Origin of the sequence: Streptomyces sp. NPDC059454, assembly GCF_042749965.1 — a bacterium.
In the GTDB taxonomy this organism is placed as follows: domain Bacteria; phylum Actinomycetota; class Actinomycetes; order Streptomycetales; family Streptomycetaceae; genus Streptomyces.
In genome coordinates, this window is sequence record NZ_JBHYVC010000016.1 from 96894 (window position 1) to 116960 (window position 20067).

Below are 20067 nucleotides of genomic sequence, written 5' to 3' on the forward strand. Positions count from 1 at the left end.
ATCGCCGCCATGCCAGGAACCTTCGAACCGCTCCCCGGCGGCGGCGCGGCCGTCGCCCTCGACGACGTCGAGATCTCCATCATCCGGTCCCTGGCCGTGCAGTTGATGGAGCTCCTCGGCCCCGGACCCGCCGAGGACGCCTCCGGCGACCCGTTCGCCGGCCTCTTCGCCGAGGGGCCGAGCGAACCCCCCTCCGACCCCGTGCTGCGCCGCCTCTTCCCGGACGCCTACGGCGATCCCGAGGGCACCCCGCGGGCCGAGGAGGCCGAGGAGCAGCGGGCCCACTCCGCCGAGTTCCGCCGCTACACCGAGAACGACCTGCGGGCCGGCAAACGCGACAACGCCCTCGCGGTGATCCGCTCCCTGGACGGGCTCACCCCGGCCGGCGGGGGCGGCGCGGTGCTGGAACTGTCGCCGGACGCGTCCCGCCAGTGGCTCGGCGCCCTCAACGACCTGCGCCTCGCGATCGGCTCCCGCCTGGAGATCAGCGACGAGGACGACAGCGACCTCCTCTTCCACCTCCCCGCCGAGGACCCGCGCAAGCCGATGGTGATGGCGTACCTGTGGCTCGGCGGACTCCAGGAGACCCTCGTCTCGACACTCATGCCGTAGTCGTAGCCGTATCTGCATCTGTCCGGAAAGATCCCCTGAACTGTTCGCTCAGAGGAACCTCAAGTCCGGATAACGATCCCGTCACCGCCCCTGCGGATTTACCCCGTAGGGGCACTTTCCCGTGATCTGCGTCACTCAATCCCAGGTGAACGGCGTGGTAAGAATCGGCAACTCGCCTGCGGCCCACCCTCAGCCGCGAGCAAGGCAGCCGGCCACCGCCGGCGTGTACGACCAGCACGACAAGAGGACGACGGCCCCGGTCCCCGGGCCGCCGACCCGTCGCCGTCGCCGAACGGGACGTGGGCCCGCCCACATCACCACCCGCTCTGCTGCGCCACGCCAGCACGTCCCCGCGCCAACTGAGGAAGTTCGATGTCACTCGACTCCATCACCCAAAACATCGACGACGCCGTCAGTGATTTCTTCGATCCCGTCGCGACCACCGTCGGCGACATCGTCTTCTACACCGTCCCGGTCGGTGGCACCGAGCTACCGCTCATCGTCGCGTGGCTCGTGGTCGCCGGCCTGGTCTTCACCGGCTGGTTCGGCCTCATCCAGGCGCGCAAACTCAAACTCGCCTTCGACGTCGTGCGCGGCAAGTACGACGAGGAAGGCTCTCCCGGCGAGGTCAACCACTTCCAGGCACTGACCGCCGCCGTCTCCGGCACCGTCGGCCTCGGCAACATCGCCGGTGTGGCCGTCGCCGTTTCCATTGGCGGCCCGGGAGCCACCTTCTGGATGATCCTGTGCGGCCTGCTCGGCATGGCCACCAAGTTCGTCGAGGTCACCCTCGGTGTGAAGTACCGCGAGGAGCACGCGGACGGCACCGTCTCCGGCGGCCCGATGCACTACCTGCCCAAGGGACTCGCCGAGCGCTTCGGCAGCGGCGGCGCCAAGCTCGGCAAGGTGCTCGCCGTCCTGGCCTCCGCCATGATCCTCTTCTTCGGTCTGTTCGGCGGCAACCTGTTCCAGACCAACCAGAGCTACGCGCAGATCTCCTCGACCTTCGGCGGCGAGGACGGTTTCCTGGCCTCCTCCGCCGGTGCCGTGCTCTTCGGCCTGGTCGTGGCCGCCCTGGTCGGCCTCGTGCTGCTCGGCGGCATCCGCTCCATCGCCTCGGTCACCAGCCGACTGGTCCCCGCCATGGCGATCATGTACGTCGTGGCCTGCCTGATCGTCATCCTGACGAACGTCACCGCCGTGCCCGACGCGATCGGGGACATCTTCCAGGGCGCCTTCCAGGCGGACGGCGTCGCGGGCGGTGTGATCGGCGCCCTGATCGTCGGCTTCCAGCGGGCCGCCTTCTCCAACGAGGCCGGTCTCGGCTCCGCGCCGATCGCCCACTCCGCGGTCAAGACCAAGCACCCCGCGAGCGAGGGCCTGGTCGCCCTGCTGGAGCCGTTCATCGACACGGTCGTCATCTGCACCATGACCGCGCTGACCATCGTCATCGCCAACCCCGCCAGTTGGGGCGAGGCCCGTGAGGGCGAGAGCATCGGCGGCGTCACGATCACCTCCGACGCCTTCGAGACCGTCCTGCCCTGGTTCCCGAACCTGCTGACCGTCGCAGTGCTGCTGTTCGCCTTCTCCACGATTCTGACCTGGGGCTACTACGGCCTCAAGGCCTGGGGCTACCTCTTCGGCCGGAGCAAGGCCAGCGAGACGACCTTCAAGATCGTGTGGAGCGTGTTCGTGGTCGCCGGCTCCCTGCTCTCCCTCGACTCGCTGATCAGCCTCGCCGACTCGGCACTCTTCCTGCTCTCGGTGTTCAACATCATCGGCCTGTACCTGCTGGCCCCCGTGGTCAAGCGGGAGCTCGACACCTTCCTGGACTTCGTGCGCCGCCGCACCGCCGGTGACGCGACGGGGGAGGAATCCGGGGAGCCCGGCGCTCAGGCCGCCAAGACGATCTGAGCCCGCGGGCAGGCTTCTTCCGTCCTCACCGGGACGCCGGGCCGCAGGGGGTACTCGTGGCACCCCCTGCGCCCTCCGCTCAAGGCGTCCGGCATACGGGCCGTTCCGTACCACCCCTCGGTACGGAACGGCCCGTCTGCTTATCCTGAGCCCCATGCTGACCATCACCCAGGCCCTGTACGACCGGATCGTCGCCCACGCCCGCGAGGACCACCCCGACGAGGCGTGCGGCGTGGTGGCGGGCCCGGTGGGCGCCGGCCGCCCCGAGCGCTTCATCCCCATGCTGAACGCGGCCCGCTCGCCCACCTTCTACGAGTTCGACTCCCAGGACCTGCTGAAGCTGTACCGCGAGATGGACGACAACGACGAGGAGCCGGTGGTCATCTACCACTCCCACACCGCGACCGAGGCCTACCCCTCCCGCACCGACATCTCCTACGCCAACGAGCCCGGCGCCCACTACGTCCTGGTCTCCACCGCCGACACCGACGGCGCCGGCGCGTTCCAGTTCCGCTCCTTCCGCATCCTGGAGGGCGAGGTCACCGAGGAGGAGGTCGAGGTCGTCGAGGCCTACTGACCCGGCGGACACGGCCCCGATCTCGCATCCCGGAAGAAAGGTGTCCGAAGCGTGAGATCACACTCCGGAGACCGGTCCGGGAATCGATACGATGACCCCATGGTTCTCCACGACGTGAGCGAAACAGCGCCGGGCACACTGCTCGTGGCGCGGCTGCACGTCGACCTGTGCAGGCTGAACAGCGCCATCTGTTGATCTTCCGCTGCCGCCGTGGGCCGTGAGCCGCGGCGAACTGCCGCGCGCCGCCGCGCGCCCTGCTCGAACCCACGACAGACACTTCCGACAGGAGCCCTCAGCCATGGCCATCGAGGTCCGCATCCCGACCATCCTCCGCACCTACACCGACGGTCAGAAGGCGGTGGAGGGCACCGGGAACACCATCGCCGAGCTCTTCACCGACCTCGAGACCCGGCACACCGGCATCCACGCCCGCATCGTGGACGGCGAACAGCTGCGCCGCTTCGTCAACGTCTACCTCAACGACGAGGACGTCCGCTTCCTCGACGGCATCAACACCAAGCTGTCCGACGGCGACAACGTCACGATCCTGCCGGCCGTCGCCGGCGGCATGGCCTGATCGGCGATGCGCTACGACTCCCCGCTGGCCGCGGTGGGCAACACCCCCCTGGTGCGCCTGCCGCGGCTGTCGCCGTCCGCGGACGTCCGGATCTGGGCGAAGCTGGAGGACCGCAACCCCACCGGCTCGATCAAGGACCGCCCCGCCCTGTTCATGATCGAACAGGCGGAGAAGGACGGCCGCCTCACCCCGGGCTGCACCATCCTCGAGCCGACCAGCGGCAACACCGGCATCTCCCTGGCCATGGCCGCCAAGCTCAAGGGCTACCGCATGGTCTGCGTGATGCCCGAGAACACCTCGCAGGAACGCCGCGACCTGCTCGGCATGTGGGGCGCGGAGATCATCTCCTCCCCGGCCGCCGGCGGCTCCAACACCGCCGTACGCGTCGCCAAGGAACTCTCCGCCGAACACCCCGACTGGGTGATGCTCTACCAGTACGGCAACCCGGACAACGCCGGCGCCCACTACGCGACCACCGGCCCCGAGATCCTCGCCGACCTCCCCTCCCTCACCCACTTCGTGGCCGGCCTCGGCACCACCGGCACCCTCATGGGCGTCGGCCGCTACCTGCGCGAGCACAAGCCCGACGTCAGGATCGTCGCCGCCGAACCGCGCTACGACGACCTCGTCTACGGCCTGCGCAACCTCGACGAGGGCTTCGTCCCCGAGCTGTACGACGCCTCCGTCCTCACCACCCGCTTCTCCGTCGGCTCCGCCGACGCCGTCACCCGCACCCGCGAACTCCTCCAGCAGGAGGGCATCTTCGCCGGCGTCTCCACCGGCGCCGCCCTGCACGCGGCGATCGGCGTGGCGAACAAGGCACTCAAGGCCGGCGAGAGCGCCGACGTCGTCTTCGTCGTCGCCGACGGCGGCTGGAAGTACCTGTCGACCGGCGTCTACACCGCCGCGACGACGGAAGAGGCCATCGACACCCTCCAGGGCCAGCTCTGGGCGTAGGACACCACGCACGACGAGGGGCCGGAGAGCAGCGTCTCCGGCCCCTCACGCGTTCCCGGAGTCGTCCCGCCCGCCCTCCCGCCGCCGGGGCCGGTGCCCCCGTCCCCACCCGTCGACGAGCGCGGTCACGAGCGCGAGCAGTACCACCGCGGCGAGCGCGAGCCACCAAGCCGTGTCCATGCCCCGACCGTACCGGCGCGCGCCACCCCCGCACGCCCCTCCCGGCCCCGGCACGCGCCGCTTCCAGCCGAACCGGTGACAGCACAGGTGAGTTCGCCCACAACGGCCCTTGGCGGAGGAGCGACCACAGGTTTTGCGCCTTACGCTCGACAAACCGCACGACCCCCGTCTCTCCACACCCGCCAGCGGAGGTTTCTGCTTCATGAAGCTCACCGTCGTCGGCTGCTCGGGGTCGTTCCCGTCCGCGGAATCGGCCTGCTCGAGCTACCTCGTCGAGGCCGACGGCTTCCGGCTGCTCCTCGACATGGGCAACGGCGCCCTGGGCGAGCTGCAGCGCCACTGCGGTCTCTACGACCTCGACGCGATCTTCCTCAGCCACCTGCACGCCGACCACTGCATCGACATGTGCGCCTACTTCGTGGCGCGCTACTACCGGCACGACGGCGGCCGCTGCGCCCCCCTGCCGGTCCACGGACCCGAGGGCACCGAGCACCGGCTGACCACCGCCTACGCCGACACCCCCTCGGCCTCCTCCATGAGCGAGGTCTTCGACTTCCACACGGTCAAGCCGTCCACCTTCGAGATCGGCCCGTTCCTCGTCCACACCGAGCGCGTCGCGCACCCGGTCGAGGCGTACGGCATCCGCATCGAACACGGCGGCAGGACACTGACCTACTCCGGCGACACGGGCGTGAGCCCCGCGCTCGACGACCTCGCCCGCGACGCCGACCTCTTCCTGTGCGAGGCCGCCTTCACGCACGGCAAGGAGAACATCCCCGACCTGCACCTCAACGGCCGCGAGGCGGGTGAGACGGCGGCCCGCGCGGGCGCCCGCCGCCTGATCCTCACCCACATCCCGCCGTGGACCGACCCGCAGATCAACCTCACCGACGCCCGCACGGCGTACGACGGCCCGGTGGGGCTGGCGGCGGCCGGGGCGACGTACGAGATCTGAGCACGCCCGGCGCGAAGGGGAGGGCCCCGGAACCGACTCGGTTCCGGGACCCTCCCCTCGTACGGGGACCGCTCACGCCTCGGTGAGGTCCTCGGGCTCGCGGCCCGGCCCGGCTGCCCCGGCACGTCCGCACGGCGCGTGCGCGACGAGGCGCGGACCGGAAGGTTACTTCGCCTCCGCCTTCTGCAGTTCCGCCAGTTCCTCGTCCGACTCCCGGCCGGGCGTCGGCAGGTTGAACCTGGTGATGGCGAAGCGGAAGACCGCGTAGTAGACCACCGCGAAGCACAGGCCCACCAGGGCCAGGCCCCACGGGTTGCTGGCGATGCCGAGGTTGAGGAAGTAGTCGACCGCGCCGGCGGAGAAGCCGAAGCCGTCCTTCATGCCCAGGGCCCACGTCAGCGCCATGGACACACCGGTCAGCACCGCGTGGATGGCGTAGAGCACCGGCGCGATGAACATGAAGGTGAACTCGATCGGCTCGGTGACGCCGGTCACGAACGAGGTGAGCGCGAGGGAGAACATCATGCCGCCGACGACCTTGCGGCGCTCGGGCCGGGCGCAGTGCACGATGGCCAGGCAGGCGGCCGGCAGGGCGAACATCATGATCGGGAAGAAGCCGGTCATGAACTGGCCGGCGGTCGGGTCACCGGCCAGGAAGCGCGCGATGTCACCGCTCTTGCCCTCGTACTCGCCCGCCTGGAACCACGGGAAGGAGTTCAGCAGGTGGTGCATGCCGATCGGGATGAGCGCGCGGTTGGCCACACCGAAGATGCCGGCACCGACGGCACCCGAGCCCACCAGCCACTCACCGAAGTTGTGCAGGAGGGTGCCGAGGACCGGCCAGATGTAACCGAAGACGATGCCGATCACCAGACCGGCGAAGGCCGACAGGATCGGCACCAGGCGGCGGCCGCCGAAGAAACCGGCCCAGTCCGGGAGCTTCGTGCGGTAGAAGCGCTGGTAGAGCAGCGCCACCACGATGCCCATCACCACGCCGCCGAGGACCTTGGCGTCCACCGGCGCGTCCACCATCACGACCTTGCCGTCGACGGCCGTGGCGACCTGGGGAAGGTTCTCGTCGGTGAAGGTGGCCAGCACGTTCTTGAAGACCAGGTAGCCGACGACCGCCGCGAGAGCGGTCGAACCGTCCGACTTCTTCGCGAAACCGATCGCGATGCCCACGGCGAACAGCAGCGCCATGTTGTCGAGGATCGCGTTGCCGCCGGCCGCCATGAAGCCGGCGATCTTGGTGATGAAGCCGGGGAACGAGTCGCGTCCCAGCATGTCCGAGTTGCCGAGGCGCACCAGCAGCGCCGCCGCGGGCAGCACCGCGACCGGCAGCATGAGGCTGCGGCCGATGCGCTGCAGGACGGCCATCGCGCCGGCGCCCTTCTTCTTGTCGGCGGTTGCCGTGCTCGCCGTGGTCATCGTCTTCCTCCAGTGGGCAAGGCGCCGCCAGGGGACACAATGAGGACGGCGGCGTCCCGAACGCGCGGCGGGAAGCCCGCGCGCATGGTCTACACCACTGAGTGGTGTAGACCTGTTGTAGCACGATGAAGGCCACATAAGGAACCCGCGATTCCTGCTACCGCCGGGCTACCCGCCGTACCCGCCGTACCCGCAGTGACCCCCGAACGGAAACCCCGACGGGCACACCGAAAAGCCCCCGGACCACACGGTCCGAGGGCTCGAACAGCCGCCTCCACCCTACGAGATCACGCCTTCGCCACGTCCTCCACCTCCTCCTCCGGCTCCCGCCCCGGAGTCCTCAGACCGAACCTCGTGATCGCGAACCGGAAGATCACGTAATACACCGCCGCGAAGCACAACCCGACCGGAACGATCAGCCACGGCCTGGTGGCCAGATTCCAGTTGATGACGTAGTCGATGAACCCGGCCGAGAAACTGAACCCGTCCTTCACCCCCAGACCCCACGTCACCGCCATCGACACACCCGTCAGCACCGCGTGGATCACGTACAGCACCGGCGCGACGAACAGGAAGGAGTACTCCAACGGCTCGGTGATACCGGTCACGAACGACGTCAGCCCCACCGACAGCATCAGCCCGCCCACCTCCTTGCGCCGATGCGGCTTCGCACAGTGCGTGATCGCCAGCGCGGCGGCCGGCAGCGCGAACATCATGATCGGGAAGAAGCCGGTGGTGAACTGGCCCGCGGCCGGATCACCCGCCAGGAACATATTGATGTCGCCATGCACCACCGTGCCGTCCGGCCTGGTGTAACTGCCGAACTGGAACCACATCGGCACGTTCAGGAACTGGTGCAACCCGATCACCAGCAGCGCCCGGTTCGCCACACCGAACACACCCGCACCCCACGCGCCCAGGCCACTGAGCCAGTCGCTGAAACCCTCCAGCCCGTCACCCACCGGCGGCCACACCCACAGACACAGCGCCGCGAACACGATCGCCGCGAACGCCATGATGATCGGGACCAGACGCCGCCCGTTGAAGAAACCGAGCCAGTCCACCAGCTTGGTCCGATGGAACCGCTGCCAGAAATACGCCGCCATCAGCCCGATGACGATGCCCCCGAAAACACCCGGATTCTGGTACGTGAACGCCGTCACCGTCCCGTCGGTCACCTGGCAGCCCACCATCGGCACCGCCCTCGACCCCCGAGGGCAGTCCTCCGGGAACTGGCGCAGCACGTTGTAATAGACGAGGAACCCCGCCACCGCCGCCAACGCCGTCGACCCGTCCGCCTTCTTCGCCATCCCGATCGCCACGCCCACACAGAACAACAGCGGCAACCCCAGCGAACCGTCCAGCAGCGCGCCACCCGCGCCCGTCATCACCCTGGAGACGTTCGTCCAGCCCAGACCCTCCTCCCCGAACACATCCGGCTGCCCCAGCCGGTTCAGGATGCCCGCCGCCGGCAGCACCGCGATCGGCAACTGCAGACTCCGCCCCATCTTCTGCAGACCCTGGAACAAACGGTTCCACCGCTCACGCGCGGGAGAGACCGCACTCCCGGCGCCGGCGGCACTCTCGGCACTCATCCGGTCCCTCTCCCTGGAGAGCAGTCTGAAAAGCGGCGACGACGGGTTTGGCGGCAGTCCACCCGGTGGTGTAGACCAGTGAGACAGGACGGTTCCGCAGTCGTGACGCCATCATCCGGCACCCACGACAGGACCGCTCGCAAAGATGGGCCAACTGTGGGTTACTGCGACAAAGCGGTTCGGATCAGGGAGAACGAACATGGCCACCAAGGCTGAGAAGATCGTTGCCGGACTCGGCGGCATCGACAACATCGAAGAAATCGAAGGCTGCATCACCCGCCTCCGCACCGAAGTCGTCGACCCCGCCAAGGTCGACGAAACCGCCCTCAAGGCCGCCGGCGCCCACGGCGTCGTCAAAATGGGCAGCGCCATCCAGGTCGTCATCGGCACCGACGCCGACCCCATCGCAGCCGAAATCGAAGACATGATGTGAAGCCCACGCTTCACCCCGGGACCCCTCCCCACCACAGGAGGGGCCCCTTCCACATGTGGCACTTCCCCACACACCGCTGACGCTAGGCTCAGCGCCATGTCCCGAATCGACGGCCGCACCCCCGAACAACTCCGCCCGGTCACCATCGAACGCGGCTGGAGCAAGCACGCCGAAGGCTCCGTCCTCGTCTCCTTCGGCGACACCAAAGTCCTCTGCACCGCCTCCGTCACCGAAGGCGTCCCCCGCTGGCGCAAAGGCAGCGGCGAGGGCTGGGTCACCGCCGAATACGCCATGCTCCCCCGCGCCACCAACACCCGCGGCGACCGCGAATCCGTCCGCGGCCGCATCGGCGGCCGCACCCACGAGATCAGCCGCCTCATCGGCCGCTCCCTGCGCGCCGTCATCGACTACAAAGCCCTCGGCGAGAACACCATCGTCCTCGACTGCGACGTCCTCCAAGCCGACGGCGGCACCCGCACCGCCGCCATCACCGGCTCCTACGTCGCCCTCGCCGACGCCATCACCTGGGCCCAGGGCAAGAAACTCATCAAGGCGAACCGCCAGCCCCTCACCGGCACCGTCAGCGCCGTCTCCGTCGGCATCGTCGCCGGCGTCCCCCTCCTCGACCTCCGCTACGAGGAAGACGTCAAGGCCGACACCGACATGAACGTCGTCTGCACCGGCGACGGCCGCTTCGTCGAAGTCCAGGGCACCGCCGAAGCCGAACCCTTCGCCCGCGACGAACTCAACACCCTCCTCGACCTCGCCGTCACCGGCTGCACCGAACTCGCCGCCGCCCAGCGCGCCGCACTCGACACCGCCCTCGAAAGGTAAAGGACACACCAAGGCAGGCGGCCGACGCGGGCAACCACGCCGGCCACCACCGCGTCTGAAGAAATACGGGCGCACGGCTCACCCCCGAGCGCCCGGCCAACAACCAGGGCCACCCACCGGCCCGACAAGGGGAGGAACCGTCCCATGGCCGCGAGCCGCCGACGCCGCACCACAGCCGTCGCCGCCACCCTGGCGGCCGTCGCGCTGACCGCCGGACTCACCACCGGCTGCGCCGCCGTCGACAAGGCACTGGACTGCGTCCAGACCGCCGACGCCATCGCCGACAGCGTCACCGACATGCAACAGGCCGTCGAAAACGCCGGCAACGACGTCACCCGACTCGAGGAATCCCTCGAATCCATAGACAAAAACCTCACCGACATCGGCGACAAGACCGACAACGCCGACGTGAGCAAAGCCGTCGACGACCTCGAAAAAGCCGTCGAAAGCGTCCGCACCTCCATCCGGAACGGCGACGAGACCCCCGACATCAGCCCCATCACCGACGCCGCCGGCGAACTCACCAAGGTCTGCACCCCGTAAGAAGCCGGCCGACGAGGCCGGGATACTGGGCCCATGACCCGCCTGATCCTCGCCACCCGCAACGCCGGAAAGATCACCGAACTGCGCGCGATCCTCGCCGACGAGGGCCTGCCCCACGACCTCGTCGGCGCCGACGCCTACCCCGACATCCCCGACGTCAAGGAAACCGGCGTCACCTTCGCCGAGAACGCGCTGCTCAAGGCCCACGCCCTCGCCCGGGCCACCGGCCTCCCCGCCGTCGCCGACGACTCCGGCCTCTGCGTCGACGTCCTGAACGGCGCCCCCGGCATCTTCTCCGCCCGCTGGGCAGGCCGCCACGGCGACGACAAGGCCAACCTCGACCTCCTCCTCGCCCAACTGTCCGACATCGCCGACGAACACCGGGGCGCCTACTTCGCCTGCGCGGCGGCCCTGGCACTCCCCGACGGCACGGAGCGCGTGGTCGAGGGCCACCTGATGGGCACCCTCCGCCACACCCCGGCGGGCACCGGCGGCTTCGGCTACGACCCGATCCTCCAGCCGGAGGGCGAGACGCGGACCTGCGCGGAACTGACGCCGGAGGAGAAGAACGCGATCAGCCACCGGGGGAAGGCGTTCCGGGCGCTGGTGCCGGTGGTGCGGGAGCTGTTGGGCTGACTGAGGCCGAGCGTGCAAGAAGCTGGAAGGGCGCGACTCCCCGCTGGGAGCCGCGCCCTGAAGGTGGGGCCGACGAGACTCGAACTCGCACTGTCCACTACCTAAAAGTGGTGCCTCCTGCCGAAATTGGGCTACGGCCCCACGCACAGCTTACTGGTACTTGGCGAGCCGTTGTGGCGGGATGAGGCGTTCGCGTGATCGATTGGCGAACGTACTCGTCTGGCTGTGGCAGGACGGGCAGAGGTAACGCAGGTTCTCCTGACGGTTGTCCAGACGATCGCCATTGATGTGATCAATCTCCAGTACGAGTCGCCTGCCCTGCCAGGTGTCTCCGATTCCGCACTCGCCGCAGACATGCGGTACGCCGAGGTCGTCAAGGGACCGCCGGAGCAGAGCCGTCTTGGTACGGGCACATCCGGGAGCGAGCCGCACCAGGATCTCGGCCGCCGACTTGCGGTTTGGGGAGCGGGTACCGCGATAGTGGCCCTGTCCTGTGAAGTGGACGGTCGACAGGCCGTACGCTTCGATGCTGCGCTTCACGAGTGCCCGAGCTGTACCGCTGTTGCTTCGGTCAAGGGCCGCGAGGACTCCAGCCACGCTCGTGGAGGTCTTCACCGCTGCCGCCAATTCGGTGCGGGGAAGAAGACCAGGACCGTACGCGCGTCCGCTGGTGAAGTGCGAGGTGTCGATCCCGAACTTGTCCAGCCTCTTCCTGATGTGGCCGTACGGGCTGTCCTGCGGGGGAAGCTCCATGTACTCCAGCATCTCCCTGATGCTGTTCGTATGAGCGGCGGCTTCTCTGAGGAGTTCTTCCGGGTAGCTGCGTCGTTCGCGTTCTGGCAGCGAATCCTCGCGGAAGTGCGAGATGTCGATGCCGTAGTGCTGTAGCCGCTTGCTGAGATAGCAGCGAGGGCCGCTTCCTATTGGCGCTCCGAGCTTGTGCATCAGGTCGACCATGCTGGTGGCCTCGGCCGCAGTGCGTGTCAGCAGATCGCGTGTGTACTTCGGCTTGCTCATGCGGCCCTGCGCCTGCGACCTCGATATGTGTCCGTTACGGCATGGCAGTTGGGGCAGAGCAGCCGAAGGTTCTCCGGACGGTTGTCCCACCAGGAGCCGTCGAGGTGGTCGACCTCTAGGCGGAGGGGTTTGCCGTTCCACTTGGGTCCAGTGCCGCACATGGCGCAGCTTTCCGGGATTCCGGACCGGAGCAAGTGTCGTAGCAGCCGACTTCCCGCGATCCTGCCGGCCTGTGGCGTGCGAAGAGTCAAGAGATCGCCGTGCGGACTTCTTGGTTTTCGCGGTCGTCCAGTGAAGTGGGATGTGTCGATGCCCAGCGTCGCGATACGGCGGCTGATGTGCGTGTGGTTGCCGCCTACCGGGTTGATACCCAGGCGGCGAAGTACCTCCTTGACACTGGCCGACGAGGCGACGGCCTCTCGGAGTGCCTCCTCGGTGTGGCGTGTCCACTGTGTTGGAAAGTGTGTGACATCTACGCCTGCCTCGGCCATTTTCTGACGTAGATAGCGCCTGCTGCCAGGCGTGGGTGACCCGCCGCACCAGCGTACGGCGTCGTCCCAGTTCGTTGTCGCCCGAGCCGCCTCTTCGAGCAGCTCACGGGTGTACCTGACCCCCATGCTTCCCTCCGTCCCCGGCCACCCGTTCGTGGCCTCGTACGGAGTAACGAACCGGATATCGGACGGTCACGTACGAAAAACGGAGCGGCCCGTACCGGGGTTCCGGTACGGGCCGCTCCGCAGGCTCGGCGGGGTCAGACGCCCAGGTCCTTGATGATCTTGGCGACGTGGCCCGTCGCCCGGACGTTGTAGAGGGCGCGTTCGACCTTGCCCTCCTCGTCCACGACGATCGTGGAGCGGATGACGCCCATGTAGGTCCTGCCGTAGTTCTTCTTCTCGCCGTAGGCGCCGTACGCGTCCAGGACCTGCTTCTCCGGGTCGGCGAGGAGGGTGACCTTCAGGGACTCCGCCTCGCGGAACCTGGCGAGCTTCTCCGGCTTGTCGGGGCTGATGCCGATGACGTCGTAGCCGGCGCCGGCCAGCAGCTCCAGGTTGTCGGTGAAGTCGCAGGCCTGCTTGGTGCAGCCGGGGGTGAGAGCGGCCGGGTAGAAGTAGACGATGACCTTGCGGCCCTTGTGGTCGGCCAGGGACACCTCGTTGCCGTCGGCGTCGGGCAGGGTGAAGGCGGGGGCCTCGTCCCCGGGCTGGAGGCGGTCGCTCATCGTCTCTGGTCTCCTCGTACGTACGCGCTGCGTGGATCGGGTGCCGGGATCGAGGGTAACCGGGGGTCCTGACAGTGCGTGGCGGTGTGGAGCTGACAGACTGTCCGGCACAGGTGCACAACAGGTATCAGTGGATTTCGGAGGCGGCACGGTGGCGGACACGGCGGACCCCAGAACCCCGGCGCAGATCGAGGCGGACATCAGGCGCCGTCGTGCGGTGCTGGCCGAGACCCTGGACGAGATCGGTGTGCGGGTGCATCCGAAGACGATCGTGGGGGATGCCAGGGCCCGGGTCGTCTCGAACGTCGACCACACGCTGGGACGGGCGTACGTCCGTGTCAACGGCGTGGTGAGTGACGTGAAGGCGCAGTTCGTGGACGAGGAGGGTTCGCCCCGGCTGGAGCGGGTGGTTCCGGTGGCGGTGTTGGTGGTGGGGGTCGTGGGGCTGCTGGTCCTGGGGTCCCGTCGGCGCGGGCGATGACCCCGACCGCGTGCGTTCGGGGTGGATGCAGGTAGGTTTCAGGACGTGAGCACCAAGAGACACGAGCCCGGTTCCCAGGACGACAAGCTGCCCATCCGGATGCTGCACGATCGCGTACTCGTGCGGCAGGACACGAGTGAGGGCGAGCGGCGTTCGGGGGGCGGCATCCTGATTCCCGCGACGGCGGCGGTGGGCCGTCGGCTGGCCTGGGCCGAGGTGGTCGCGGTGGGGCAGAACGTACGGACCGTGGAGGCGGGTGACCGGGTGTTGTACGACCCGGAGGACCGGGCGGAGGTCGAGGTACGGGGGACGGCGTACGTGCTGATGCGGGAGCGTGATCTGCACGCCGTGGCCGCGGATCGTTTCGAGGGTTCCGAGGATTCGACCGGTTTGTACCTGTAGTTCGATGGTCGAGAGGGGCTGGTGGCCGTTGTCACCAGCCCTTCTCTCGTTTCCGGGCTAGGGTGGTGGGACCCGTGAGGGCCCCGACGAGACGCGCCGTACCGGGGTGAAGGCAAAGACGACGCACCCCCGTTTCCGTTCGTGTCCCGGAGGTGTCTGTCATGGCCTGGGTTCTGCTTGTGGTCGCCGGTCTGCTGGAGGTCGGCTGGTCGGTGGGGATGAAGTACACCGATGGTTTCACCCGGCTGGTTCCGAGTCTGCTCACCGGTGCGGGCATCGTGACGAGCATGCTGCTGTTGTCGTACGCGGCTCGTACGCTGCCGATCGGTACGGCGTACGGCGTGTGGGTGGGGATCGGTGCGGCCGGGGCGGCGGTGCTGGGCATGTGGGTGCTGGGTGAGCCGGTGACGGCCGCGCGGATCTTCTTCATCTGTCTGTTGCTGGTGGCCGTGGTGGGGCTGAAGGCGACGTCCGGGCACTGAGCGGCGGGCGGGTCGGGTCGGTCCTAGTCCCAGCGGCTGTTCTGGGTGAGGGCGCCGGTGAGGCCGTCCGGGACGGGGCTGTCGTCTCCGTTGGTGTCGCCTTCGCCGTCGTCTTCGCCGGTGTCGCCTGTGGTGGTTCCGCTGTCGTCTTCCGTCTCGCCGCCGGTGGTGTTGCCGTCGGTCTGTCCCTGGGGTGGTTCCTCTTCGTCCTGGCCGGTGGGCTGGTCGCCCGTCTCCGCCTCGCCCGGTGTCTGACTGCTGCTGCCGTCGCCGCTGTCGTCGTCGGCGACGCCGGTCGAGGACGGTCCGGTGCTGGAGTCGCTCGGTGGTGGCTGGGTCTTCCAGGCGCCGGGCTGGAGGCGGAGGGTGAAGGCCGTGACCGGTACGTCCTTGAGGGCTTCGTGGGTGTACTGGCCCCAGATCTCGGCGGGGGCGCCGCCGCCGTTGATGCGGGGCAGGCCCATGGCGCCGTAGAGGGGTTTGTGGCCGGCGGTGACGGGGTCCTGGCCCATGACGGCGACGACGGTGGCGAGGTCGGGGGTGTAGCCGGCGAACCAGGCGGCGGTGTCCTCCTCGGCGGTGCCGGTCTTGCCGGCGGCGGGGCGGCCGGCGGTCTGGGCGGCGGTGGCGGTGCCGTTCTCGACGACGCCGCGCAGGACGGAGGTGGTGGTGTCGGCGGCCTGGCGGCTGACGGCCTGGCGGGTGTGGCGTTCGGGCAGGCCGATGTCGCGTCCGTTCTGGGTGATCTTCTCGACCATGGTGTAGTCGCTGTGTTTGCCGTGGTTGGCGAGGGTGGCGTACGCCTTGGCCATGTCGAGGACGCTGGCGGTGGCGACGCCGAGGGCGATGGAGGGTCCGGCGTCGTCGAGGCTGGGGGTGTTCTCGGACAGGCCGAGGTCGATGGCGGTCTGTCGGACCTTGTCGGGGCCGACGTCGACGGCCATCTGTGCGTACACGGCGTTGACGGACTTGTCGGTGGCTTCGCGGACGGTGATGTCGCCGTAGTCGCGGTGGTCCTCGTTCTCGGGGGCGTAGCGGTCGCCGGGCCAGCCCTGGACGGGGCGTTCGCTGGTGCCGTCGTAGACGGTGTTGGGGGTGATGGGGTGGCCGTCCCGGGTGCGGGAGCCGTTTTCGACGGCGGCGGTGAAGACGAAGGGTTTGAAGCTGGAGCCGGTCTGGAAGTCCCGGCGGGTGGCGTTGGGGGTGTACTGCTTGACGTAGTCGATGCCGTTGTACATGGCGACGACCTTGCCGGTCTTGACGTCGATGGAGGCGCCGCCGGCGCGGACGTAGGTGTCGACCTCGCGGTTCTCCCGGTCGAGCCGGTCCATGAGTTTGTCGTTGACGGCGTCGACGAAGGCGTCCTGCTTGTCCTTGTGCAGGGTGGTGGTGATGCGGTAGCCGCCGGTGTCGAGGGCGGCCTCGTCGACGATCTTGTTCTTGACGAGTTGGTTCTTGACGATGTTGACGATGTAGCCGCGCTGGCCGGACATGCTGGTGGAGACGGTGGTCCGCTGGGGCACGGGGAATTTCAGGCCGGCGCGTTCGGAGGTGCTGAGCCAGCCTTCGTCGACCATGCCGTCGAGGACGTAGTTCCAGCGGCGTTCGACGGTGTCGCGGTTCTCGGGGTGGGTGATGACGTCGTACTGGCTGGGGGCGTTGACGAGGGCGGCGAGGTAGGCGGCGCGGCCGGCGTCGAGCCGGGAGGCGTCGATGCCGTAGTAGGCGTGGGCGGCGGCCTGGATTCCGTAGGCGCCGCGGCCGAAGAAGCTGGTGTTGAGGTAGCCCTCGAGGATCTGGTCCTTGGTCTGTTCGCGGTCGAGTTTGATGGCGATGAAGAACTCCTTCACCTTGCGGGTGACGGTCTGTTCCTGGCGGAGGTAGTAGTTCTTCACGTACTGCTGGGTGATGGTGGAGCCGGACTGTCTGCCCTTGCCGGTGGCGGTGTTCCAGGCGGCGCGGACCATGGCCTGGGGGTCGATGGCGGACTCGGTGTAGAAGTCGCGGTCCTCGGCGGCGAGTACGGCGTGCCGGGCGTCCTCGGAGATCTGGGAGAGGGTGACGTTCTCCCGGTTGACCTCGCCGTCGCGGGCGATGACGGAGCCGTCGGCGTAGAGGTAGACGTTGGCCTGCTGGGTGGCGAGGGCGTTGGCGGCGGGGATCTGGACGAGGTGGTAGCCGAGGAAGAAGCCGCCGACGACGAGGAGGGCGGCGATGAGGAAGCCGCCGAGGGCCATGCGCCAGGTGGGGAGCAGTCGGTGCCATCCGGTGCGTTCGGGCCTCTTCGGGGCGGCGGCCGGGGGCTTTCTCGGTGCCCAGCCCTTCCCGGGCTGCTTCCCGGGCGGCTGCGGCTGCGGCTCGTCGCTCATGTCGTGCACGGACTCCTGTTTCGCCTGGTTCGTTCCACTGCGCCGTGGTGTGTGCCTCTTATTCAAGACTGTCCCATCCGGTGGCGCGTCCCCGTTGACGCCGCGCGTGGCGCGCGCACGCGGCTTGTCACACACATGGCCCCGCACGTGGCCCAACGAAAATGCGTGGCAGGGGGTGCGGCGGGCGCACTAGGCTCCTGCGCTTCGGTGCCGGATGCGGGAGGAGGGCGGGGTGCGGGGCGTGGGTTCGGCGCGGTTGTACCTGGCCGTCGCGGTGGGGGGTTTCAGGCGGTACGCGTCGTACCGGGTGGCGACGGCGGCCGGGGTGTTCACCAACACGGTGTTCGGGCTGATCCTCGTGTACACGTATCTGGCGCTGTGGGAGGAGCGGCCGGGTCTGGGCGGGTACGACCAGGCGCAGGCGGTCACGTACGTGTGGCTGGGGCAGTGTCTGTACGCGACGCTGGCGATCCAGGGCGGGGGTGCGGAGAAGGACCTGATGGAACGCATCCGTACCGGTGAGATCGCCGTCGACCTGTACCGGCCGGTGGATCTGCAGGTGTGGTGGCTGGCGGGTGACGTGGGGCGGGCGGCGTTCCAGTTGCTGGGGCGGGGGGTGGTGCCGTTCGTGTTCGGTTGGCTGTTCTTTCCGATGGCGCTGCCGGGGGAGGTGTCCGTGTGGGCGGCGTTCGCGGTCACGCTGCTGCTGGCGGCGGTGGTGAGTTTCGCGATCCGCTATCTGGCGGCGCTGAGTGTGTTCTGGCTGATGGACGGCAGGGGTGTCGGTCAGGTGCTGATGATCACGGGGGTGTTCTTCTCGGGCATGGTGCTGCCGCTGAACGCCTTTCCGGGCGGGCTCGGTGACGTCGTGCGGGTGCTGCCGTGGGCGGCGCAGTTGCAGGTGCCGGCGGATGTGCTGATGGGGGAGACGGACGTGTGGGGCGCGTTCGCGTTCCAGGCGGCGTGGGCGGTGGCGCTGCTGGCGGCGGGACGGCTGCTGCAGTCGGTGGCGACGCGCCGGGTGGTGGTGCAGGGTGGGTGAGCGGAGTGCGGTCGTGGAGGGGCTGCGGGCCTACGGGCTGATCGCCGGGATGTGGGTGCGGTCCGGGATGACGTACCGGATGTCCTTCGTCTTCACGGTGTTCGGGAACCTGCTGGTGACCGGGCTGGACTTCGTGGGGATCCTGCTGATGTTCTCGCAGGTCGACTCGTTGGGCGGCTGGTCGTTGCCGGAGATCGCCCTGTTGTACGGGCTGTCGGCGACGGCGTTCGGGATCGCCGACCTGGTGCTCGGCTCGATGGACGTGCTGGGCGGGCGGATACGGGACGGCTCGTTCGACGTCCTGCTGGTGCGTCCGGTGCCGGTGCTGGCGCAGGTCGGCGCGGACCGTTTCGCGCTGCGCCGGCTGGGCCGGATCACCCAGGGCGCGGTGGTGCTGGGCTGGGCGCTGGTGTCGGTGGACGTCGACTGGAGCGCGGTGAAGGTGCTGCTGGTGCCGGTGATGGTGGTCAGTGGTGCGGCGATCTTCTCGGCGGTGTTCGTGGCGGGCGCGGCGTTCCAGATCTTCGCGCAGGACGCGGCCGAGGTGCAGAACGCGTTCACGTACGGCGGGAACACGCTGCTGCAGTATCCGCCGAGCGTGTTCGGGAAGGACCTGGTGCGCGGGGTGACGTTCATGCTGCCGCTCGCCTTCGTCAACTGGGTGCCCGCCGCGTACGTGCTGGAGCGGCCGTACCCGGTCGGGCTGCCGGGGTGGGCGGCGTTCGCGTCGCCGCTGGTGGCGGCGGGGTGTTGTGGGCTGGCGGGGCTGGCGTGGCGGACGGGTCTCAGGTCGTACCGGAGCACGGGGAGTTAGCAGACGATGGACGACGCCTTCATCGAACTCGACGGCGTGGAGAAGGTCTTCGACGTGCACAGGAAGGCCGGCTTCCTGCGGCGGGAGCGGCATCGGGTGCGGGCGGTCGACTCGCTCTCGTTCACGGTGGCGCGGGGCGAGATGGTCGGTTACATCGGTCCGAACGGTGCCGGGAAGTCGACGACGGTCAAGATGCTGACGGGGATCCTCACGCCGAGCGGCGGGCGGCTGCGGGTCGCCGGGATCGACCCGTCCCGTGAGCGGACGCGGCTGGCGCACCGGATCGGGGTGGTGTTCGGGCAGCGGACGACGCTGTGGTGGGACCTGCCGCTGATCGACTCGTACAAGTTGATGCACCGCATGTACCGCATCCCGGACGCGCGGTACCGGGAGAACCTGGAGCGGATGACCGAACTCCTGGATCTGGGGGAGCTGTTGGACGTTCCGGTGCGTCAGCTCTCGCTCGGCCAGCGGATGCGCGGGGACATCGCGGCGGCGCTGCTGCACGACCCGGAGGTGCTGTACCTCGACGAGCCGACGATCGGTCTGGACGTCGTCTCCAAGACCAGGGTGCGGGACTTCCTGCGGCAGTTGAACGCCGAGCGGGCCACGACGGTGCTGCTGACCACGCACGACCTGCAGGACATCGAGCAGTTGTGCTCGCGGGTGATGGTCATCGACCACGGCCGGCTGGTGTACGACGGTGCTCTCGCCGGGCTGCACGAGGTGGGGGAGAGCGAGCGGACGCTGGTGGTGGACCTGGAGCGGGAGCTGCCGCCGATCGAGGCGCCCGCTCCCGCGCGGGTGGTGCGGGTGGAGGGGCCGCGGCAGTGGCTGGCGTTCCCGGCGTCGGCGTCGGCGGCGGAGCTGGTGGCGCGGGTCGCGGCACGGTACCCGCTGGTGGACCTGTCGGTGCGGGAGCCGGACATCGAGGCGGTGATCGCCAGGATGTACGAGGAGCGAGCCGGGCGGGCCCTACCGTAACCGGGCGGGCCCTCCC

Annotated in this window: 24 protein-coding genes, 1 tRNA gene and 1 riboswitch; of the genes, 17 read left to right on the forward strand and 8 right to left on the reverse strand. The window is 68.8% G+C overall.

The features are described from left to right. Positions 1-9: 9 nt before the first annotated feature. The 6 genes from ACFXAE_RS14290 (at position 10) to ACFXAE_RS14315 (ending at position 4637) form a co-directional block, all read left to right on the forward strand. A complete protein-coding gene (locus ACFXAE_RS14290; protein ID WP_384713183.1) occupies positions 10-612 on the forward strand; it encodes a DUF2017 domain-containing protein in 603 nt (200 codons plus the stop codon). A 372-nt stretch (positions 613-984) separates the two neighbouring features. Further along, entirely contained in the window at positions 985-2526 is a 1542-nt protein-coding gene (locus ACFXAE_RS14295; RefSeq protein ID WP_384713187.1) for an alanine/glycine:cation symporter family protein, read from the forward strand. Between the two features lie 154 nt (positions 2527-2680). Then, positions 2681-3103: a Mov34/MPN/PAD-1 family protein gene (locus tag ACFXAE_RS14300; RefSeq protein ID WP_384713190.1), complete on the forward strand. Its 423-nt coding sequence runs from the start codon at positions 2681-2683 to the stop codon at positions 3101-3103. 99 nt (positions 3104-3202) lie between these two features. Then, the gene (locus ACFXAE_RS14305; protein WP_361747754.1) at positions 3203-3298 is read left to right on the forward strand and encodes a putative leader peptide; all 96 of its coding nucleotides are present in this window, start codon (positions 3203-3205) and stop codon (positions 3296-3298) included. A 103-nt stretch (positions 3299-3401) separates the two neighbouring features. Continuing rightward, complete coding sequence (locus ACFXAE_RS14310; RefSeq protein ID WP_384713193.1) at positions 3402-3680, forward strand: MoaD/ThiS family protein; 279 nt, start codon at positions 3402-3404, stop codon at positions 3678-3680. A gap of 6 nt (positions 3681-3686) precedes the next feature. Further along, on the forward strand, positions 3687-4637 hold the full coding sequence (locus tag ACFXAE_RS14315) for a PLP-dependent cysteine synthase family protein (protein WP_030825411.1): 951 nt from the start codon (positions 3687-3689) through the stop codon (positions 4635-4637). A gap of 45 nt (positions 4638-4682) precedes the next feature. Here the strand turns inward: ACFXAE_RS14315 and ACFXAE_RS14320 are convergent, their stop codons facing one another. Then, the gene (locus ACFXAE_RS14320; RefSeq protein ID WP_384713196.1) at positions 4683-4817 is read right to left on the reverse strand and encodes a hypothetical protein; all 135 of its coding nucleotides are present in this window, start codon (positions 4815-4817) and stop codon (positions 4683-4685) included. A 202-nt stretch (positions 4818-5019) separates the two neighbouring features. Here ACFXAE_RS14320 and ACFXAE_RS14325 point away from each other — a divergent pair, with 202 nt between their 5' ends. After that, complete coding sequence (locus ACFXAE_RS14325; protein ID WP_384713199.1) at positions 5020-5772, forward strand: MBL fold metallo-hydrolase; 753 nt, start codon at positions 5020-5022, stop codon at positions 5770-5772. 165 nt (positions 5773-5937) lie between these two features. Here the strand turns inward: ACFXAE_RS14325 and ACFXAE_RS14330 are convergent, their stop codons facing one another. Continuing rightward, a complete protein-coding gene (locus ACFXAE_RS14330; RefSeq protein ID WP_384713202.1) occupies positions 5938-7200 on the reverse strand; it encodes a PTS transporter subunit EIIC in 1263 nt (420 codons plus the stop codon). Positions 7201-7487: 287 nt separating this feature from the next. Further along, a complete protein-coding gene (locus ACFXAE_RS14335; protein WP_384713204.1) occupies positions 7488-8795 on the reverse strand; it encodes a PTS transporter subunit EIIC in 1308 nt (435 codons plus the stop codon). A 199-nt stretch (positions 8796-8994) separates the two neighbouring features. On the opposite strand from ACFXAE_RS14335, the gene ACFXAE_RS14340 reads away from it, so the two are divergent. The 4 genes from ACFXAE_RS14340 (at position 8995) to rdgB (ending at position 11241) form a co-directional block, all read left to right on the forward strand. Then, on the forward strand, positions 8995-9228 hold the full coding sequence (locus tag ACFXAE_RS14340; protein ID WP_384713207.1) for a glucose PTS transporter subunit EIIB: 234 nt from the start codon (positions 8995-8997) through the stop codon (positions 9226-9228). A gap of 96 nt (positions 9229-9324) precedes the next feature. Continuing rightward, positions 9325-10062, forward strand: a complete 738-nt coding sequence (rph, locus tag ACFXAE_RS14345; protein ID WP_384713210.1) for a ribonuclease PH — start codon at positions 9325-9327, stop codon at positions 10060-10062. Positions 10063-10206: 144 nt separating this feature from the next. Further along, a complete protein-coding gene (locus ACFXAE_RS14350) occupies positions 10207-10605 on the forward strand; it encodes a hypothetical protein (RefSeq protein ID WP_384713213.1) in 399 nt (132 codons plus the stop codon). A gap of 33 nt (positions 10606-10638) precedes the next feature. After that, entirely contained in the window at positions 10639-11241 is a 603-nt protein-coding gene (gene rdgB, locus ACFXAE_RS14355; RefSeq protein ID WP_384713216.1) for an RdgB/HAM1 family non-canonical purine NTP pyrophosphatase, read from the forward strand. A 64-nt stretch (positions 11242-11305) separates the two neighbouring features. Here the strand turns inward: rdgB and ACFXAE_RS14360 are convergent. The 4 genes from ACFXAE_RS14360 to bcp all read right to left on the reverse strand — a co-directional run bounded on the left by ACFXAE_RS14360 (position 11306) and on the right by bcp (position 13477). After that, a tRNA-Leu gene (locus tag ACFXAE_RS14360) sits at positions 11306-11382 on the reverse strand. 9 nt (positions 11383-11391) lie between these two features. Next, entirely contained in the window at positions 11392-12258 is an 867-nt protein-coding gene (locus tag ACFXAE_RS14365) for an HNH endonuclease signature motif containing protein (protein ID WP_384713219.1), read from the reverse strand. Next, positions 12255-12875, reverse strand: coding sequence for an HNH endonuclease (locus tag ACFXAE_RS14370; protein WP_384713222.1), 621 nt, complete (start codon positions 12873-12875; stop codon positions 12255-12257). Before ACFXAE_RS14370 ends, ACFXAE_RS14365 begins: the two co-directional genes overlap by 4 nt. Positions 12876-13009: 134 nt before the next feature. Further along, positions 13010-13477 carry a thioredoxin-dependent thiol peroxidase gene (gene bcp / locus ACFXAE_RS14375; RefSeq protein WP_384713224.1) on the reverse strand — a complete coding sequence of 156 codons (468 nt, stop codon included), beginning with the start codon at positions 13475-13477 and terminating at the stop codon, positions 13010-13012. A gap of 151 nt (positions 13478-13628) precedes the next feature. Here bcp and ACFXAE_RS14380 point away from each other — a divergent pair, with 151 nt between their 5' ends. The 3 genes from ACFXAE_RS14380 (at position 13629) to ACFXAE_RS14390 (ending at position 14842) form a co-directional block, all read left to right on the forward strand. Continuing rightward, positions 13629-13958 (forward strand): DUF3618 domain-containing protein, encoded by a 330-nt coding sequence (locus ACFXAE_RS14380; RefSeq protein ID WP_384713227.1) that lies wholly within the window; start codon positions 13629-13631, stop codon positions 13956-13958. A gap of 99 nt (positions 13959-14057) precedes the next feature. Further along, positions 14058-14360 (forward strand): GroES family chaperonin, encoded by a 303-nt coding sequence (locus tag ACFXAE_RS14385; protein ID WP_384713268.1) that lies wholly within the window; start codon positions 14058-14060, stop codon positions 14358-14360. A gap of 66 nt (positions 14361-14426) precedes the next feature. Next, positions 14427-14488: riboswitch (guanidine-III (ykkC-III) riboswitch) on the forward strand. Between the two features lie 33 nt (positions 14489-14521). Next, complete coding sequence (locus ACFXAE_RS14390; RefSeq protein WP_384713230.1) at positions 14522-14842, forward strand: DMT family transporter; 321 nt, start codon at positions 14522-14524, stop codon at positions 14840-14842. 23 nt (positions 14843-14865) lie between these two features. Here ACFXAE_RS14390 and ACFXAE_RS14395 read toward each other — a convergent pair whose 3' ends face one another. Continuing rightward, a complete protein-coding gene (locus tag ACFXAE_RS14395) occupies positions 14866-17211 on the reverse strand; it encodes a transglycosylase domain-containing protein (protein WP_384713233.1) in 2346 nt (781 codons plus the stop codon). 241 nt (positions 17212-17452) lie between these two features. Here ACFXAE_RS14395 and ACFXAE_RS14400 point away from each other — a divergent pair, with 241 nt between their 5' ends. Genes ACFXAE_RS14400 through ACFXAE_RS14410 form a run of 3 tightly spaced genes read left to right on the forward strand, consistent with a single transcriptional unit; the run spans position 17453 to position 20051 of the window. Next, complete coding sequence (locus ACFXAE_RS14400; protein WP_384713271.1) at positions 17453-18253, forward strand: ABC transporter permease; 801 nt, start codon at positions 17453-17455, stop codon at positions 18251-18253. Beyond that, complete coding sequence (locus ACFXAE_RS14405) at positions 18246-19067, forward strand: ABC transporter permease (protein WP_384713236.1); 822 nt, start codon at positions 18246-18248, stop codon at positions 19065-19067. Before ACFXAE_RS14400 ends, ACFXAE_RS14405 begins: the two co-directional genes overlap by 8 nt. A gap of 6 nt (positions 19068-19073) precedes the next feature. Next, on the forward strand, positions 19074-20051 hold the full coding sequence (locus tag ACFXAE_RS14410; RefSeq protein ID WP_384713239.1) for an ATP-binding cassette domain-containing protein: 978 nt from the start codon (positions 19074-19076) through the stop codon (positions 20049-20051). Positions 20052-20067 lie beyond the last annotated feature (16 nt).

Coding starts and splice junctions, on each gene's coding strand:
- ACFXAE_RS14290 (WP_384713183.1), top strand. CDS start 10: ATGCCAGGAACCTTCGAACCGCTCCCCGGCGGCGGCGCGGCCGTCGCC.
- ACFXAE_RS14295 (WP_384713187.1), top strand. CDS start 985: ATGTCACTCGACTCCATCACCCAAAACATCGACGACGCCGTCAGTGAT.
- ACFXAE_RS14300 (WP_384713190.1), top strand. CDS start 2,681: ATGCTGACCATCACCCAGGCCCTGTACGACCGGATCGTCGCCCACGCC.
- ACFXAE_RS14305 (WP_361747754.1), top strand. CDS start 3,203: ATGGTTCTCCACGACGTGAGCGAAACAGCGCCGGGCACACTGCTCGTG.
- ACFXAE_RS14310 (WP_384713193.1), top strand. CDS start 3,402: ATGGCCATCGAGGTCCGCATCCCGACCATCCTCCGCACCTACACCGAC.
- ACFXAE_RS14315 (WP_030825411.1), top strand. CDS start 3,687: ATGCGCTACGACTCCCCGCTGGCCGCGGTGGGCAACACCCCCCTGGTG.
- ACFXAE_RS14320 (WP_384713196.1), bottom strand. CDS start 4,817: ATGGACACGGCTTGGTGGCTCGCGCTCGCCGCGGTGGTACTGCTCGCG.
- ACFXAE_RS14325 (WP_384713199.1), top strand. CDS start 5,020: ATGAAGCTCACCGTCGTCGGCTGCTCGGGGTCGTTCCCGTCCGCGGAA.
- ACFXAE_RS14330 (WP_384713202.1), bottom strand. CDS start 7,200: ATGACCACGGCGAGCACGGCAACCGCCGACAAGAAGAAGGGCGCCGGC.
- ACFXAE_RS14335 (WP_384713204.1), bottom strand. CDS start 8,795: ATGAGTGCCGAGAGTGCCGCCGGCGCCGGGAGTGCGGTCTCTCCCGCG.
- ACFXAE_RS14340 (WP_384713207.1), top strand. CDS start 8,995: ATGGCCACCAAGGCTGAGAAGATCGTTGCCGGACTCGGCGGCATCGAC.
- rph (WP_384713210.1), top strand. CDS start 9,325: ATGTCCCGAATCGACGGCCGCACCCCCGAACAACTCCGCCCGGTCACC.
- ACFXAE_RS14350 (WP_384713213.1), top strand. CDS start 10,207: ATGGCCGCGAGCCGCCGACGCCGCACCACAGCCGTCGCCGCCACCCTG.
- rdgB (WP_384713216.1), top strand. CDS start 10,639: ATGACCCGCCTGATCCTCGCCACCCGCAACGCCGGAAAGATCACCGAA.
- ACFXAE_RS14365 (WP_384713219.1), bottom strand. CDS start 12,258: ATGAGCAAGCCGAAGTACACACGCGATCTGCTGACACGCACTGCGGCC.
- ACFXAE_RS14370 (WP_384713222.1), bottom strand. CDS start 12,875: ATGGGGGTCAGGTACACCCGTGAGCTGCTCGAAGAGGCGGCTCGGGCG.
- bcp (WP_384713224.1), bottom strand. CDS start 13,477: ATGAGCGACCGCCTCCAGCCCGGGGACGAGGCCCCCGCCTTCACCCTG.
- ACFXAE_RS14385 (WP_384713268.1), top strand. CDS start 14,058: ATGCTGCACGATCGCGTACTCGTGCGGCAGGACACGAGTGAGGGCGAG.
- ACFXAE_RS14390 (WP_384713230.1), top strand. CDS start 14,522: ATGGCCTGGGTTCTGCTTGTGGTCGCCGGTCTGCTGGAGGTCGGCTGG.
- ACFXAE_RS14395 (WP_384713233.1), bottom strand. CDS start 17,211: ATGAGCGACGAGCCGCAGCCGCAGCCGCCCGGGAAGCAGCCCGGGAAG.
- ACFXAE_RS14410 (WP_384713239.1), top strand. CDS start 19,074: ATGGACGACGCCTTCATCGAACTCGACGGCGTGGAGAAGGTCTTCGAC.